The 14,505-nt window shown below is 63.1% G+C and carries 17 protein-coding genes; 9 read left to right on the forward strand and 8 right to left on the reverse strand.

Features of this window, described 5'->3' with window-relative positions:
• Positions 1 to 46 precede the first annotated feature (46 nt).
• The 3 genes from spoT to LOY22_RS26385 all read left to right on the forward strand — a co-directional run bounded on the left by spoT (position 47) and on the right by LOY22_RS26385 (position 3,358).
• Positions 47 to 2,155 carry a bifunctional GTP diphosphokinase/guanosine-3',5'-bis pyrophosphate 3'-pyrophosphohydrolase gene (spoT, locus tag LOY22_RS26375; protein WP_045199568.1) on the forward strand — a complete coding sequence of 703 codons (2,109 nt, stop codon included), beginning with the start codon at positions 47 to 49 and terminating at the stop codon, positions 2,153 to 2,155.
• Positions 2,156 to 2,178: 23 nt separating this feature from the next.
• Entirely contained in the window at positions 2,179 to 2,559 is a 381-nt protein-coding gene (locus LOY22_RS26380) for a RidA family protein (RefSeq protein WP_003229509.1), read from the forward strand.
• Between the two features lie 61 nt (positions 2,560 to 2,620).
• Positions 2,621 to 3,358, forward strand: a complete 738-nt coding sequence (locus LOY22_RS26385) for a hypothetical protein (protein ID WP_045199564.1) — start codon at positions 2,621 to 2,623, stop codon at positions 3,356 to 3,358.
• Between the two features lie 3 nt (positions 3,359 to 3,361).
• On the opposite strand, the gene LOY22_RS26390 is transcribed toward LOY22_RS26385, so the two are convergent.
• A complete protein-coding gene (locus LOY22_RS26390) occupies positions 3,362 to 4,219 on the reverse strand; it encodes an SDR family oxidoreductase (protein ID WP_093377997.1) in 858 nt (285 codons plus the stop codon).
• Between the two features lie 195 nt (positions 4,220 to 4,414).
• Between LOY22_RS26390 and exbB the strand changes: the two genes are divergently transcribed.
• The 6 genes from exbB to LOY22_RS26420 all read left to right on the forward strand — a co-directional run bounded on the left by exbB (position 4,415) and on the right by LOY22_RS26420 (position 11,145).
• A complete protein-coding gene (gene exbB / locus LOY22_RS26395; protein ID WP_093377992.1) occupies positions 4,415 to 5,404 on the forward strand; it encodes a tonB-system energizer ExbB in 990 nt (329 codons plus the stop codon).
• Between the two features lie 3 nt (positions 5,405 to 5,407).
• Positions 5,408 to 5,833, forward strand: a complete 426-nt coding sequence (exbD, locus tag LOY22_RS26400; RefSeq protein ID WP_045199557.1) for a TonB system transport protein ExbD — start codon at positions 5,408 to 5,410, stop codon at positions 5,831 to 5,833.
• Complete coding sequence (locus tag LOY22_RS26405) at positions 5,830 to 6,567, forward strand: energy transducer TonB (RefSeq protein WP_045199555.1); 738 nt, start codon at positions 5,830 to 5,832, stop codon at positions 6,565 to 6,567. Before exbD ends, LOY22_RS26405 begins: the two co-directional genes overlap by 4 nt.
• Positions 6,568 to 6,660: 93 nt before the next feature.
• Positions 6,661 to 7,581, forward strand: coding sequence for a hydrogen peroxide-inducible genes activator (locus LOY22_RS26410; RefSeq protein WP_045199553.1), 921 nt, complete (start codon positions 6,661 to 6,663; stop codon positions 7,579 to 7,581).
• A gap of 9 nt (positions 7,582 to 7,590) precedes the next feature.
• Positions 7,591 to 9,666 carry an ATP-dependent DNA helicase RecG gene (recG, locus tag LOY22_RS26415; RefSeq protein WP_258595527.1) on the forward strand — a complete coding sequence of 692 codons (2,076 nt, stop codon included), beginning with the start codon at positions 7,591 to 7,593 and terminating at the stop codon, positions 9,664 to 9,666.
• A gap of 78 nt (positions 9,667 to 9,744) precedes the next feature.
• Positions 9,745 to 11,145: an aminoacyl-tRNA deacylase and HDOD domain-containing protein gene (locus LOY22_RS26420; RefSeq protein ID WP_045199549.1), complete on the forward strand. Its 1,401-nt coding sequence runs from the start codon at positions 9,745 to 9,747 to the stop codon at positions 11,143 to 11,145.
• Positions 11,146 to 11,167: 22 nt separating this feature from the next.
• Here the strand turns inward: LOY22_RS26420 and LOY22_RS26425 are convergent, their stop codons facing one another.
• The 7 genes from LOY22_RS26425 to LOY22_RS26455 form a co-directional block, all read right to left on the reverse strand.
• Positions 11,168 to 11,542, reverse strand: coding sequence for a helicase (locus tag LOY22_RS26425; RefSeq protein ID WP_045199547.1), 375 nt, complete (start codon positions 11,540 to 11,542; stop codon positions 11,168 to 11,170).
• A 117-nt stretch (positions 11,543 to 11,659) separates the two neighbouring features.
• The gene (locus LOY22_RS26430) at positions 11,660 to 12,049 is read right to left on the reverse strand and encodes a hypothetical protein (RefSeq protein ID WP_045199545.1); all 390 of its coding nucleotides are present in this window, start codon (positions 12,047 to 12,049) and stop codon (positions 11,660 to 11,662) included.
• Positions 12,040 to 13,047: a sel1 repeat family protein gene (locus LOY22_RS26435; protein WP_093377984.1), complete on the reverse strand. Its 1,008-nt coding sequence runs from the start codon at positions 13,045 to 13,047 to the stop codon at positions 12,040 to 12,042. The genes LOY22_RS26430 and LOY22_RS26435 overlap by 10 nt, the downstream gene beginning before the upstream one ends.
• Complete coding sequence (locus tag LOY22_RS26440; protein ID WP_093377979.1) at positions 13,044 to 13,574, reverse strand: hypothetical protein; 531 nt, start codon at positions 13,572 to 13,574, stop codon at positions 13,044 to 13,046. Before LOY22_RS26440 ends, LOY22_RS26435 begins: the two co-directional genes overlap by 4 nt.
• Positions 13,571 to 13,951, reverse strand: a complete 381-nt coding sequence (locus LOY22_RS26445; RefSeq protein WP_093377974.1) for a hypothetical protein — start codon at positions 13,949 to 13,951, stop codon at positions 13,571 to 13,573. Before LOY22_RS26445 ends, LOY22_RS26440 begins: the two co-directional genes overlap by 4 nt.
• Positions 13,948 to 14,280: a hypothetical protein gene (locus LOY22_RS26450; protein ID WP_045199539.1), complete on the reverse strand. Its 333-nt coding sequence runs from the start codon at positions 14,278 to 14,280 to the stop codon at positions 13,948 to 13,950. The genes LOY22_RS26445 and LOY22_RS26450 overlap by 4 nt, the downstream gene beginning before the upstream one ends.
• Positions 14,277 to 14,495 (reverse strand): hypothetical protein, encoded by a 219-nt coding sequence (locus LOY22_RS26455; RefSeq protein WP_045199537.1) that lies wholly within the window; start codon positions 14,493 to 14,495, stop codon positions 14,277 to 14,279. Before LOY22_RS26455 ends, LOY22_RS26450 begins: the two co-directional genes overlap by 4 nt.
• Positions 14,496 to 14,505: the final 10 nt, after the last annotated feature.

Raw genomic sequence — 14,505 nt, forward strand, 5'->3', positions numbered from 1 at the left:
GACGTAGTACGGCACCGGTCATCGTCCCTTGGCAAGAGGTCATCCCATGCCGAGCATAGACGCCCTCGCCGATCGCTTGTCGACCTACCTCGGCGCCGACCAGGTCAACCTGGTGCGCCGGGCGTATTTCTACGCCGAACAAGCCCACGACGGCCAGCGCCGTCGCAGCGGCGAAGCCTACGTCACGCACCCGCTGGCGGTGGCAAGCATCCTTGCCGACATGCACATGGACCATCAGAGCCTGATGGCCGCCATGCTTCATGACGTGATCGAAGACACCGGCATCGCCAAGGAAGCACTCAGCTCGCAATTTGGCGAAACCGTGGCCGAACTGGTCGACGGCGTCAGCAAGCTGACCCAGATGAACTTCGAGACCAAGGCCGAAGCCCAGGCGGAAAACTTCCAGAAAATGGCCATGGCCATGGCCCGGGATATCCGCGTGATCCTGGTCAAGCTGGCCGACCGCCTGCACAACATGCGCACCCTCGAAGTGCTGTCCGGCGAAAAGCGCCGGCGCATCGCCAAAGAAACCCTGGAAATCTACGCCCCCATCGCCAACCGCCTGGGCATGCACAGTGTGCGCGTAGAGTTCGAAGACCTCGGCTTCAAGGCCATGCACCCGATGCGCTCGGCGCGCATCTACCAGGCGGTCAAGCGCGCCCGCGGCAACCGCAAGGAAATCGTCAACAAGATCGAAGAGTCGCTGGCCCACTGCCTGGCGGTCGACGGTATCGAAGGCGAAGTCAGCGGCCGGCAGAAGCACCTCTATGGCATCTACAAGAAGATGCGCGGCAAACGCCGGGCCTTCAACGAGATCATGGACGTCTACGCGTTCCGCATCATCGTCGACAAGGTCGACACCTGCTACCGCGTGCTGGGCGCCGTGCACAACCTGTACAAGCCGCTGCCGGGGCGCTTCAAGGATTACATCGCAATCCCCAAGGCCAACGGCTACCAGTCGCTGCATACCACGCTGTTCGGCATGCACGGGGTCCCGATCGAGATCCAGATCCGCACCCGCGAAATGGAAGAGATGGCCAACAACGGCATCGCCGCCCACTGGCTGTACAAGTCCAGTGACGACGAGCAGCCCAAGGGCACCCATGCCCGGGCGCGCCAATGGGTCAAAGGCGTGCTGGAAATGCAGCAACGCGCGGGCAACTCCCTTGAATTCATCGAGAGCGTGAAGATCGACCTGTTCCCGGACGAGGTCTATGTGTTCACGCCCAAGGGCCGGATCATGGAGCTGCCCAAAGGCTCCACGGCGGTCGACTTCGCCTACGCGGTGCACACCGACGTCGGCAACAGCTGCATTGCCTGCCGCATCAACCGCCGCCTGGCGCCGCTGTCCGAACCGCTGCAGAGCGGCTCGACGGTCGAGATCGTCAGCGCCCCGGGGGCGCGACCGAACCCGGCCTGGCTCAACTTCGTGGTGACCGGCAAGGCCCGTACGCACATCCGCCATGCGCTCAAACTGCAGCGCCGCTCGGAATCCATCAGCCTCGGCGAACGTCTGCTGAACAAGGTTCTCAACGGCTTCGACAGCGCCCTGGACAAGATCCCCCAGGAGCGCATCCAGGCCATGCTCGGCGAATACCGCCTGGAGCTGATCGAAGACCTGCTCGAAGACATCGGCTTGGGCAACCGCATGGCCTATGTGGTGGCCCGCCGCCTGCTGTCCACCGAGGGCGAGCAACTGCCAAGCCCGGAAGGCCCGCTGGCCATTCGCGGCACCGAAGGCCTGGTGTTGAGCTACGCCAAATGCTGCACGCCGATCCCGGGCGACCCGATTGTCGGTCACCTGTCGGCGGGCAAAGGCATGGTGGTACACCTGGAAAACTGCCGCAACATCAGCGAAATCCGCCACAACCCGGAAAAATGCATCCAGCTGTCCTGGGCCAAGGATGTCACCGGCGAATTCAACGTCGAGCTACGCGTCGAGCTTGAGCACCAGCGCGGCCTGATCGCGCTGCTGGCCAGCAGCGTCAACGCCGCCGACGGCAATATCGAGAAAATCAGCATGGATGAACGCGATGGTCGCATCAGCGTGGTCCAACTGGTGGTCAGCGTGCACGACCGTGTGCACCTGGCACGCGTGATCAAGAAACTGCGCGCCCTGACCGGGGTGATCCGAATCACCCGCATGCGTGCGTAGCCCAATAACAGCAAGGAGTCATCATGACCAAGACCGTCATCACCAGTGACAAGGCCCCAGCCGCCATCGGCACCTATTCCCAGGCGATCAAGGCCGGCAACACGGTGTACATGTCCGGGCAGATCCCGCTGGACCCGAAAACCATGGAACTGGTCGAAGGCTTCGAAGCCCAGACCGTCCAGGTCTTCGAAAACCTCAAAGCCGTTGCTGAAGCCGCTGGCGGTTCGTTCAAGGACATCGTCAAGCTGAACATCTTCCTCACCGACCTCAGCCACTTCGCCAAGGTCAACGAGATCATGGGCAAGTACTTCGACCAGCCGTACCCGGCCCGCGCCGCCATTGGCGTTGCTGCCCTGCCGAAAGGCTCGCAGGTTGAAATGGATGCCATCCTGGTCATCGAGTAACACCCCCGAGGGCGCGCCGCCCGGTGCGCCCTCATCCCCCGCCCCTGCAAGGACCCCCGCCATGCGCTACGCGCTCGCCCTGTCGCTGCTCGCCACCCTGTTGAGCGGCTGCGCCAGCCACAGCCCGGAAGACCTCAACGGTACCTGGATCAACCAGAACGCCATCGACGCTGCCGCCAAAGGCTCCAACCTGCGCCAGGCCCTGCTCGCCAACGGCCCGAACCTTGAGTGGAAGGTCAACGTTGCCGCCAGCCAGGCCACCTTCAGCAATGGCTTTGAAGCGGGCGACGGCAAGCTCAAGGCGCTCAAAGATGGCCAGTGGGAAGTCGATTTCTACGGTAACTACGCCGAGACGCTGAGCCTGGACGGCGACGAACTGGTTCAAGCGGCCAGTGACGCCAACCCGCAGCAGAGCTTCCAGCGCGCCGAAACCCCGGCACCCATTGATGCGCCAGCTGGCACCACCTTTGAAACCGAGCTGTACAAGGCTTACATGGGTGGCGACTGGAAGATTGTCGAGGGCCCGGGACAGGGTGCAGTGGCGCATTTTCGCGCCAACGGCAGCCTCGACGGCCTGCCCGGCCTGGATCGCTACGCGCTGTGCCTGGCTGGTGATTGCGCGGCCATGAGCGGCGAGCACGACAGCCTGTGGCTGGAACGCAACCAGCAGGGCAACCCGTGGATCTTCAAGCGTGACGGCAAACAGCTGGAAATCTTCCAGGCCGTCAACAAGGCCCAGGCCGACGAGATGCCCGATCTGCAACCTGGCCCTCGTCGCTGGCTGCTTGAGCGTCAGTAAGGGTTAATTGCTACCGGCAAGGATGGCCGCATAGCCTTCCTTGTAGCTTGGGTACTGTGGCGCCCAGCCCAGTGCCCGGGCCCGGGCGTTGCTGCAGCGCTTGCTGCCGGCACGGCGCACCCGCTCCTGTTCCGACCACTGGGTAACGCCCATGTACTCGCGCAGCCAGGCAACCACGTCAAACAGCGGCGCCGGCGCGTCATCGACACCGATGTAGCAGTCGTCCACAGCCTTGCCTTGCTGATCGCTCTTGAGCAAGAACGCCAGCAGCCCGGCGGCATCTTCAGCGTGAATGCGGTTGCCGTACAGCGGCGGCTCCTCGGTTACTCGATAACCCTGGCGGACCTGGCTGAGCAGCCATTCGCGACCCGGGCCGTAGATGCCCGTAAGGCGCACGATGGTCGCCGGGATGCCGCTGGCCAGGGCCAGTTGCTCGGCTTCGAGCATGACCTTGCCCGAATAGCCTTCAGGCGCCACGGCAGCAGTTTCGTCAATCCACTCGCCGTCCTTCTGCGCATACACGCTGCTGCTCGAGACAAACAGCAGGCGCCGCGGCTTTTGCCCGCGCTCGGCCAGCCAGGCCAGCACGTTGCGCAGGCCCTCGACATAAGCGGCCTGATAACCGGCTTCGTCATGCTGGCTGGCGGCAACGCTGTAGACCAGGTAATCCGGAGCGTCAACCGGCCAGTCGGCCGGGCAACGCGAGTCATTCAAGTCGGCAGCGATCGCCGTCACCCCCTCTGGCAATTGGCCAACACTGCGGCGCAAGCCGCTCACCGGCCAGCCAGAGGCCAGCAATTGCTTGGCCAGACGGCCACCGACATCGCCACAACCGACGATCAGAACTGAGGGCGCAGACATCCTGAAACTCCGCAAATCAAAGGCCCAGCCTATCCAAATAAATCGATAGGCGGCTAGCTATGATGGAAAAAAAGTAACTTTATTACTTCTGCTAACAAGAATTACTTGCAATAATGGCCACCCAATTTTGTTCTCGGCCTGTCTCGAGGCCTGGAAGGACAACCACCTCTTTCTTCTTCATCAGGTCAGGCCAGCATGACACGTATCCAACCTTCCGCTTCGCCAACCACGTCGCGCGCATGGCGCGCCGTTGCCGCGCTGATGCTCAGCCTGGTGATGGCACCCGCCGCCCTGGCCGATGAGCCGACCACCGCACCCGCCACTCCAGCCGCCGCCGTTGCACCGGCCGCACCGGGTGCCGAACAGGCTGCTGCGCCGACCGATCCGGCTGCCGCGCCTGCTGTTGCTCCGGTTGATGGCCAGGCCGCCAGCCCGGCTGACGAAAGCGTTGAAGCACTGGTTGAAGATACCAGCCTGGGCATGGCCCACGACCTGTCGCCATGGGGCATGTACAAGAACGCCGACATCGTGGTGAAGATCGTCATGATCGGCCTGGCCATCGCCTCGATCATTACCTGGACCATCTGGATCGCCAAAGGCTTCGAGCTGCTGGGCGCCAAGCGTCGCCTGCGTGGCGAGATCGCCGCCCTCAAGCGTGCCACCACCCTCAAGGAAGCCAGCGACAGCGCCAACAAAGAAGGCACCCTGGCCCACATCCTGGTCCACGATGCCCTGGATGAAATGCGCTTGTCGGCCAATACCCGTGAGAAAGAAGGCATCAAGGAGCGCGTCAGCTTCCGCCTTGAGCGCCTGGTAGCTGCCAGCGGCCGCAACATGAGCAGCGGCACCGGCGTCCTCGCCACCATCGGTTCCACCGCGCCGTTCGTCGGTCTGTTCGGTACCGTCTGGGGCATCATGAACAGCTTCATCGGCATCGCCAAGACCCAGACCACCAACCTCGCCGTGGTTGCCCCGGGTATCGCCGAAGCCCTGCTGGCCACCGCCCTGGGCCTGGTCGCAGCGATCCCTGCGGTGGTCATTTACAACGTCTTCGCCCGCTCCATTGCCGGTTACAAGGCGCAGGTGTCCGATGCCTCGGCCGAAGTCCTGCTGCTGGTCAGCCGCGACCTGGACCACCAGCCAGGCGATCGCGCCGCGGCACCTCACATGGTTAAAGTGGGCTAAGCCATGGGCCTGCATCTTAACGAAGGTGGCGACGACCTCGCCGAAAACCACGAAATCAACGTCACGCCGTTCATCGACGTCATGTTGGTCCTGCTGATCATCTTCATGGTGGCAGCGCCGCTGGCAACCGTCGACATCAAGGTCGACCTGCCAGCCTCGACCGCAAAACCTGCGCCGAGGCCCGAGAAGCCGGTGTTCCTCAGCGTCAAGGCTGACCAGAACCTGTACGTCGGTGACGAGCAGGTCCAGCGTGACCAGCTCGGCGCGATTCTCGACGCCAAGACCAAGGGCGACAAGGACACCACGATCTTCTTCCAGGCCGATAAAGGTGTCGATTACGGCGATCTGATGGAAGTCATGAACACGCTGCGCGCGGCCGGTTACCTGAAAGTCGGTCTGGTCGGCCTTGAGACGGCAGCCAAGAAATGATCAAGACGCGGCATAAGCTGGCGCGTTACAGCAGTAGTCTGGCGATTGTGCTGGGTATCCATGCCGTTGCCGTGTTGCTGACGCTCAATTGGTCGGTGCCCCAAGCGATCGAGTTGCCGCCTGCGGCAATGATGATCGAAATGGCCCCGATGCCCGAACCGGCCCCGCCACCTCCACCCAAGGTGGTCACCCCGCCACAGCCGCCAGCGCCGGTCGAAGAACCGCCGCTGCCGAAACTGGCCGAGGCGCCGAAACCGAAAATCGCCATTGCCAAGCAGGTCAAGCCAAAGGCCAAACCGCAGCCGCCCAAGCCCGAGAAAAAGCCTGAGCCGCCGCAGGAAAAGCCGGCCGACGAGGAAGTGGTCGATACACCGCCAACCACCGCACCGTCGCAGAAATCGGCGGCTCCGGCGCCGAGCATCGCCACCAACAGCAATGCCCTGCCGACCTGGCAGAGCGATCTGCTGCGACACCTGGCGAAGTACAAGCGCTACCCGGAAAACGCCCGGCGCATGCGTATGGAAGGCATCAACCGCCTGCGCTTCGTGGTCGATGGCGAGGGCAAGATCCTCTCCTATGCCCTGGCTGGTGGATCGGGCAGCGCGGCACTGGATCGGGCGACCCTGGAGATGATCCGTCGCGCGCAACCGGTGCCACCGCCGCCTAAAGAACTGCTCAACAACGGCAGCATTGAAGTGATCGCGCCTTTCGTCTACTCGCTGGACAAACGCTAACGCTTTGTTTCTGTCACAAACGAGCAAGTCTGATAACGTGCGTCTATCGATTGCAGCCGCTATGCTGGGGCCGCAACTTCATGGACGCACGTTATGACCCTCACAGAATTGCGCTACATCGTCACCCTCGCCCAGGAGCAGCACTTCGGCCACGCCGCCGAACGCTGCCACGTCAGCCAGCCGACCCTGTCGGTCGGCGTCAAGAAGCTTGAGGACGAGCTGGGTGTACTGATCTTCGAGCGCAGCAAAAGCGCGGTACGCCTGACCCCGGTCGGCGAAGGCATCGTTGCCCAGGCGCAAAAGGTACTCGAGCAGGCCCAGGGCATTCGCGAGCTGGCCCAGGCCGGCAAGAACCAGCTGACCGCCCCGCTGAAAGTCGGCGCGATCTACACCGTCGGCCCCTACCTGTTCCCGCACCTGATCCCGCAACTGCACCGGGTCGCCCCGCAGATGCCGTTGTACATCGAAGAGAACTTCACCCACATCCTGCGCGACAAGCTGCGCAATGGCGAGCTGGACGCAGTGATCATCGCCCTGCCGTTCAACGAAGCCGACGTACTGACCCTGCCGCTGTACGACGAGCCGTTCTACGTGCTGATGCCCAGCGAGCATCCATGGACCCAGAAAGAAACCATCGACGCCAGCCTGCTCAACGACAAGAGCCTGCTGCTGCTCGGTGAAGGCCACTGCTTCCGTGACCAGGTGCTCGAGGCATGCCCGACCCTGGCCAAAGGCAGCGACGGCGCCAAGCACACCACGGTCGAGTCCAGCTCGCTGGAAACCATTCGCCACATGGTCGCTTCGGGCCTGGGCGTATCGATCCTGCCGCTGTCGGCAGTGCACAGCCACCATTACGCCCCGGGCGTGATCGAAGTGCGCCCGCTGAGCCCACCGGCGCCGTTTCGCACCGTGGCCATCGCCTGGCGCGCCAGCTTCCCGCGGCCCAAGGCCATCGAGATCCTTGCTGACTCGATCCGCCTGTGCTCGGTCGCCAAACCCGCCGCGAGCCAGTAGGAAAGCACCATGCCGGAGTTGTCCCAGGTCTCGGTGACCGCGCTCAAGGGAGTCGGCGAGGCCATGGCCGAAAAACTCGCCAAGGTCGGCCTGGAGAACCTCCAGGACGTGCTGTTCCACCTGCCGCTGCGCTATCAGGACCGCACCCGCGTGGTGCCCATCGGCGCCCTGCGCCCGGGCCAGGATGCAGTGATCGAAGGCGTGGTCAGTGGCACCGACGTGGTCATGGGCAAGCGCCGCAGCCTGCTGGTGCGCCTGGGCGACGGCAGCGGCGTTCTGAGCCTGCGCTTCTACCACTTCAGCAACGCGCAGAAGGAAGGCCTCAAGCGCGGCACCCACCTGCGCTGCTACGGTGAAGCGCGCCCGGGTGCTTCCGGGCTGGAAATCTACCACCCGGAATACCGCGCGCTGACCGGCGACGAGCCGGCCCCGGTGGAGCAGACCCTGACCCCGATCTACCCGACCACCGAAGGCCTGACCCAGCAGCGCCTGCGCCAGCTGTGCCAGCAGAGCCTGGCCCTGCTCGGCCCGCGCAGCCTGCCGGACTGGCTACCGGACGAACTGGCCCGGGATTACCAACTGGCGCCGCTGGACGATGCGATCCGCTACCTGCACCACCCACCGGCCGATGCCGACGTCGATGAGCTCGCCGAAGGCCACCATTGGGCCCAGCACCGCCTGGCGTTCGAAGAGCTGCTGACCCACCAGCTGTCCCAGCAGCGCCTGCGCGAAAGCCTGCGCGCCCAGCGTGCGCCGGTATTGCCCAAGGCCAGCCGCTTGCCCCAGCAGTACCTGGCCAACCTCGGCTTTGCACCAACCGGTGCCCAGCAACGCGTGGGCAACGAGATCGCCTACGACCTCAGCCAGCCAGAGCCGATGCTGCGCCTGGTGCAAGGCGATGTCGGCGCCGGCAAGACCGTGGTCGCTGCCCTCGCTGCCCTGCAAGCGCTGGAAGCCGGTTACCAGGTGGCGCTGATGGCACCCACTGAGATCCTCGCCGAGCAGCATTTCATCACCTTCAAGCGCTGGCTGGAGCCGCTGGGCATCGAAGTCGCCTGGCTGGCCGGCAAGCTCAAGGGCAAGGCACGCAGCAGCGCCCTGGAACAGATCGCCGCCGGCGCCCCGATGGTGGTTGGCACCCATGCCCTGTTCCAGGAAGAAGTGAAGTTCAAGAACCTGGCCCTGGCGATCATCGACGAACAGCACCGCTTCGGCGTGCAGCAGCGCCTGGCCCTGCGCCAGAAAGGCGTGGGCGGTCAACTGTGCCCGCACCAGCTGATCATGACCGCCACGCCGATCCCGCGCACCCTGGCCATGAGCGCCTATGCCGACCTGGACACCTCGATCCTCGACGAATTGCCGCCAGGCCGCACCCCGGTCAACACCGTGCTGGTAACCGACAGCCGGCGCTTCGAAGTGGTCGAGCGGGTGCGCGCGGCCTGCGCCGAAGGGCGCCAGACCTACTGGGTCTGCACCCTGATCGAAGAATCTGAAGAGCTCACCTGCCAGGCCGCCGAAACCACTTACGAGGAACTTAGCAGCGCCTTGGGCGAGTTGCGTGTCGGCCTGATTCACGGGCGCATGAAACCTGCGGAGAAAGCCGCGGTGATGGCCGAATTCAAGCAGGGCAATTTGCAGCTGCTGGTGGCAACCACGGTGATCGAGGTTGGTGTCGACGTGCCCAATGCCAGCCTGATGATCATCGAGAACCCCGAGCGTCTGGGCCTGGCCCAATTGCACCAGCTGCGCGGCCGGGTTGGCCGGGGCAGCGCGGTGAGCCATTGCGTGCTGCTGTATCACCCGCCGCTCTCGCAGATCGGCCGCGAACGCCTGAGGATCATGCGCGAGACCAACGACGGCTTCATCATCGCCGAGAAAGACCTGGAGCTGCGCGGCCCGGGTGAAATGCTCGGCACCCGCCAGACCGGCCTGCTGCAATTCAAGGTCGCCGACCTGATGCGCGACGCTGACCTGCTGCCCGCCGTGCGCGACGCCGCCCAGGCCCTGCTAGCCCGCTGGCCGTCACACGTCAGCCCCTTGCTGGAACGCTGGCTGCGCCATGGCCAGCAATACGGCCAAGTGTGACGCCCGTCCCAGATTGCGGCCAGCCCGGGGTTCAAGCTGGTTATACTCATGCGATTGAAAAAATTTTGGATACAGACCATGACTGAAGTTGCTCTGGACACCGCAACCCCCCACGCTCCGTCTGTTATCCGGTTGCTGCTCGACAAGCTCGGCATCGCCTACCGCGAAGTGACCGACCATCCGCAGCTGCCGGCCGCCGCCAAAGTGCAGGCCGTACTGCTGGACGACGAAGTCGGCGCGTTGATGGTGCTGTTCCCGCAAAACCAGTTGCTCGACCTCAGCCGCCTGACCGAGCTGACCGGCCGCAAGCTGGCTGCGGTACCGCTGGAACGCCTGCGCCACATGCTGGAAAAGCACGGCCTGAAGATCCTCCCGGGGATTCCGGCGCTGACCAGCTCACCGTGCCTGTACGAAGAAAGCCTGCTGCGTCCCGAGCGCCTGCTGATTCATTCCGGTGAAGCCGGGCTGTTGCTGGAGATCGAGCGCGACGACTTCAAGAAGATGCTCAGCAAGGCCAGCGCCGGCAACTTCGGTGAACTGCTGACCAGCATCCGCCCAAATCTCGACCGCCCCCACGACGACCGCGAAGAAATTTCCCAGGCCGTCCAGGCATTCACCGCCCGGCGCATCCAGCAGCGCCTGGAAAGCACCATCGAGATCCCGCCGCTGGCGGAAACCGCGCAAAAAATCATCAAGCTGCGGGTCGACCCCAACGCCACCATCGATGACATCACCGGCGTGGTCGAAACCGACCCGGCCCTTGCTGCGCAAGTGGTCAGCTGGGCGGCTTCGCCCTACTACGCCTCACCGGGCAAGATCCGCTCGGTGGAAGACGCCATCGTTCGCGTACTCGGCTTTGACCTGGTGATCAACCTGGCCCTGGGCCTGGCGCTGGGCAAAACCCTGAGCTTGCCCAAGGACCACCCGCAACAGACCACGCCGTACTGGCAGCAATCGATCTACACCGCTGCGGTGATCGAGGGCCTGACCCGGGCCATGCCACGGGCCGAGCGCCCGGAATCGGGCCTGACCTACCTGGCCGGGCTGCTGCACAACTTCGGCTACCTGTTGCTGGCGCATGTGTTCCCGCCGCATTTCTCGCTGATCTGCCGGCACCTGGAGGTCAACCCGCACCTGTGCCACAGCTACGTCGAGCAACACCTGCTGGGCATCAGCCGCGAGCAGATCGGCGCCTGGCTGATGCGCTACTGGGACATGCCGGATGAGCTGTCCACCGCCCTGCGCTTCCAGCACGACCCGACCTATGCCGGCGACTGCGCCGCCTTCCCCAACCTGGTGTGCCTGGCGGTACGCCTGCTGCGCTCGCGCGGAATCGGCTCGGGGCCGCAGGAAAGCATCCCCGACGAGCTGCTCGAGCGTCTGAACCTGACCCGCGAAAAAGCCGAGGACGTGGTCAACAAGGTGCTGGAAGCCGAAGCCATGCTGCGTGAGCTGGCCTCGCAATTCAGCCAGCACTGAGGCGTAAGCCTGACCTTGGCGGTCAGGCCTTCTTTTTCGGTTTCAGGTACTTCATCAGGCCCTGGAACCAGATCACCAGCGCCGGGTTGCCCTTGATCTGGATGCTTTTGTCCTGAATCCCCTGCATGAAGGCCAGTTGCTTGTTCTTGGCCTGCAGGGTGGCAAAACCGAACGCGGCATCCTTGAAGGCGATAGCGAAAGCTGGCGCAGGGTGAGTGCCGGATTTGCTGCTGATTCGCAGATCCTTGACGATGAAATGGCGCGCCGCCTTGCCATCGAGGGTCTGCAGCTGGAACACCAGGTCCTTGTCGGCCAGTTGCTGCTGAAAGGCAGGGTTGTTGCGGCTGGCTTTGGCCATCAGCAGGCCCATGGCCCAAAGGAGAAAGCGAAACTTCATGTGCACGCCTCGGCTAAAAAGTGACTGGCGAAGCAGTTTATAGTCTCGCTACAAAAACGCCATAGTTCTCTACGCTTTACCCGATGATAGCCGCCGTTGGCCTTGTAACCGGGTTATTCACTGACGCCTGAACCTGCTCAACGCGTACAGAATCAACTGGTTCGCGCCGACAGCCGCCAGTGCCGTAGACAACCCCAGCACGCTGCAAAACATTGCGCGCAGCGGATGCTGGGGCAACAGGTAGAGCAGGATTGCGGCAGGAATGGCCGCCGCCAGCAGCAACCGCCACTTGAGCCGCGGCACCAGCGCGATCGCCAGGTTCATCAACACCACGAAGTAGAAGATCAGGTACATGCCCATGCCGATCGCGACGCCGCGCGACATCAGCCCGCCGGCCATCTGCCGGTACATTGTCATGCCAGTGTTGTGCAGCCACAGGTAAGTGACAATGGCCAACAGGTGCACAACCAGAGCGATTGCCAGGCGGTAAGGGCGAGTTACAAGCATTTCTGTGTCTCGTCTTCGACCACGCCTTTGTCGCTCAGGCGCTTGATACCGTCCACGGCGCTGTCGCGGTAACCGCTGGCCTCCAGTGCCGCTTGCTGGTAGCAAGCCATGGCGCGGTCATTGTCCTGCTGGCCAAGCTTGCCTGCCTCGTAGGCAAAGCCAAGCTCCACCAGCCCCCGCGGCGACTCCAGCTTCGCCGATTGGCGCAAGGCTTGAAGCGCTTTGCCCGGGTCCTGGCAGACCCGGTCCTCGGCATACTCTTCGCCGTAGCAAACGAAGTGCGCCAGCATGGCCCCAGCGTCCCGTTCAGTGACCATAGCCGCCTCCAGGAGCTGCACGATGGTCGAGTCCGGCAGTCGTTCGGCATCCCCTGAAAAAATCAGGATGACCGCCTGGACTGCGGCCTCGTTGTTGCCCTTGGTAGCGGCACTGAGCAGACTGTTGAGGGCGGCGTTCATCAGTTGCCCAGGGTTGTCGTAGAGCCCTGCCCTGCCCAGATTCTCATAGAGCCTGGCGCGCTCGACATCCAGCTCGCCGGCAACCTTCTCCTGGCGCCCGGTAAAGAAGCCCGCCAGCGACCAGTCATCGATCCGCTGTAACACCCAGCATTGGCCGCGGGTAAAGGTATAGACCTTGAGCAGTTCGCCCTTGGTGTCGTGCAACACCACTTGCCGGCTACCCTCCTGCTCGACCACCAGCCCCAGCGCGGCACGCTTGGCCGGCTGTAGCAAGGCCAGCGACGGGCGCTGCTCCGGGGCCAGCTTGCGGATCGCCACACGCGGTTGCTTGCGACCGGGGTAGATCCGCTGCTCGATCAGCGGGTCAGCCACCAGCGACTGCTGCAGCGCTTCGCTCTGGGCAAAAGCGGCGAAAAAGGCGCCAAAATCGTTGTCGGAGCAGTCCGGCATGTCCGCCGGGGCACCAGCGCAGGTTGTCGCCCCGGCCAGCAGCAGGAACGAGCAGAACCACTGCCGCCACGTCGTCGCAAAGCCTTTCATGGTTTGCCTCTGTCGATCAGCTGTTGAGTGGGAGTACACCAGTAGTCACTGAAACCCAGCCAGTAACCCAGCACATCGCGGATAAAGCGCAGGGCGTTTTCCGGCTTGCGGCAATCGGCCTGCTCGTCGGCCACGTCATAGGGCGTATTGCTGATGAAGTAGTTGAGCCAATGGGGCTTCCAGTTGGGTATGGCGATCTCGATATGCCCATCAGCCTTGTACAAGCTGATCCAGACGATGCCGACAGTGCCGTTGTCTTCGTAATCGCGCATGTCCAAAGAGGTCTGCGAGAACAGCGGCGTGCGGTAAACCTGCTTTTGATTGCTGCGGTCAATGAAACGCAGGTAGGCCAGGTCATCGAAAGGCACCAGCAAGCCACCAACCGGCACATTCTCCATGAGATAACGGCCCGATTCGCTGACCACCCTGACTTCGCCTGGCCGGTCGATCAATACCTGGATGTTGTGTCCCACCCAAAGTACCAATGCCCCAACCATCGCCAGGGCAAAATAGTGCCTACGTTTCAAGACTGATCCTTGTTGAATACATTCAGCCGGCCCAACCAGTGGGCAAGCATTATCGCCAGGAAAGTCAGACCACCGGCCAGCGGGCTGAAAAACATCGTACGCACCGGGTGATCCGGCATCAGCCAGTAGATGATCAACGCCACCAGCGCGCCATTGATCATGAGTTTGTGCTTGAGCCGCGGCACGAAAACGATCACCAGGCTGAAGATCACCATCACATCGAACACCAGCCAGAAAATGGCGCCAGACGCCACGCCGCGGGCGGTGAAGCCGCCGTAGATCTGCTTGTAGTAATGAACCCCGATGTCGTTGAGCACCAGGAACAGGAAGCAAGCCAGCGCATGCACGGCCAGGGCGATCAGCCAGCGTTTGATCATCGGGAGTTTCCTTGCAAAGCCTGGCACCAGCTGCGCACATCGTTCCTGTCGAAGCCCGGGCAGTTGTTGTCGCGGGGGATATAGCGATAGGGGTGCGCGGCTTCGTAGGTGAAGTGGTAGTAGTTGTGCTTGTCCTGGCCGTACAGCCAGTAGGACGAGGAGCCCTGGGAAATCTGGTAGGGCTCGAAGGTCAGCATTGAGGATTCGGCGGGGATGAAGTTGTCAGGCTCCATCCACAGCAGCAGCGCGTTCGAATACAACGGCGTGGTCACGCCTGGCAGCAGCAGGAGTACCAGCAACGCCAAGGCCAACCCTTTGCCTTTGCTCATGCCGGCGGCAGGTTCGCATAGTAGGAACCCACCAGTTCCATGACCACCACGGTGGTCAGGCAAATGAACGTCAGCAGGCGATGCCAGAGCTGGTCACGCCAGCGTCGGTGCAGGCTGGTGAGTATCAATATCAGGCAGACAAAGGCCAGGCTGCCGAACAGGTCGCTGTCGGCAACGCCCGCCAGGTAGTTGGGCAAGGTCAAGCCGTCATACATGGCGTTGCCC

Source organism: Pseudomonas sp. B21-035, assembly GCF_024748945.1.
In the GTDB taxonomy this organism is placed as follows: domain Bacteria; phylum Pseudomonadota; class Gammaproteobacteria; order Pseudomonadales; family Pseudomonadaceae; genus Aquipseudomonas.

Coding starts and splice junctions, on each gene's coding strand:
- spoT (WP_045199568.1), top strand. CDS start 47: ATGCCGAGCATAGACGCCCTCGCCGATCGCTTGTCGACCTACCTCGGC.
- LOY22_RS26380 (WP_003229509.1), top strand. CDS start 2,179: ATGACCAAGACCGTCATCACCAGTGACAAGGCCCCAGCCGCCATCGGC.
- LOY22_RS26385 (WP_045199564.1), top strand. CDS start 2,621: ATGCGCTACGCGCTCGCCCTGTCGCTGCTCGCCACCCTGTTGAGCGGC.
- LOY22_RS26390 (WP_093377997.1), bottom strand. CDS start 4,219: ATGTCTGCGCCCTCAGTTCTGATCGTCGGTTGTGGCGATGTCGGTGGC.
- exbB (WP_093377992.1), top strand. CDS start 4,415: ATGACACGTATCCAACCTTCCGCTTCGCCAACCACGTCGCGCGCATGG.
- exbD (WP_045199557.1), top strand. CDS start 5,408: ATGGGCCTGCATCTTAACGAAGGTGGCGACGACCTCGCCGAAAACCAC.
- LOY22_RS26405 (WP_045199555.1), top strand. CDS start 5,830: ATGATCAAGACGCGGCATAAGCTGGCGCGTTACAGCAGTAGTCTGGCG.
- LOY22_RS26410 (WP_045199553.1), top strand. CDS start 6,661: ATGACCCTCACAGAATTGCGCTACATCGTCACCCTCGCCCAGGAGCAG.
- recG (WP_258595527.1), top strand. CDS start 7,591: ATGCCGGAGTTGTCCCAGGTCTCGGTGACCGCGCTCAAGGGAGTCGGC.
- LOY22_RS26420 (WP_045199549.1), top strand. CDS start 9,745: ATGACTGAAGTTGCTCTGGACACCGCAACCCCCCACGCTCCGTCTGTT.
- LOY22_RS26425 (WP_045199547.1), bottom strand. CDS start 11,542: ATGAAGTTTCGCTTTCTCCTTTGGGCCATGGGCCTGCTGATGGCCAAA.
- LOY22_RS26430 (WP_045199545.1), bottom strand. CDS start 12,049: ATGCTTGTAACTCGCCCTTACCGCCTGGCAATCGCTCTGGTTGTGCAC.
- LOY22_RS26435 (WP_093377984.1), bottom strand. CDS start 13,047: ATGAAAGGCTTTGCGACGACGTGGCGGCAGTGGTTCTGCTCGTTCCTG.
- LOY22_RS26445 (WP_093377974.1), bottom strand. CDS start 13,951: ATGATCAAACGCTGGCTGATCGCCCTGGCCGTGCATGCGCTGGCTTGC.
- LOY22_RS26450 (WP_045199539.1), bottom strand. CDS start 14,280: ATGAGCAAAGGCAAAGGGTTGGCCTTGGCGTTGCTGGTACTCCTGCTG.
- LOY22_RS26455 (WP_045199537.1), bottom strand. CDS start 14,495: ATGTATGACGGCTTGACCTTGCCCAACTACCTGGCGGGCGTTGCCGAC.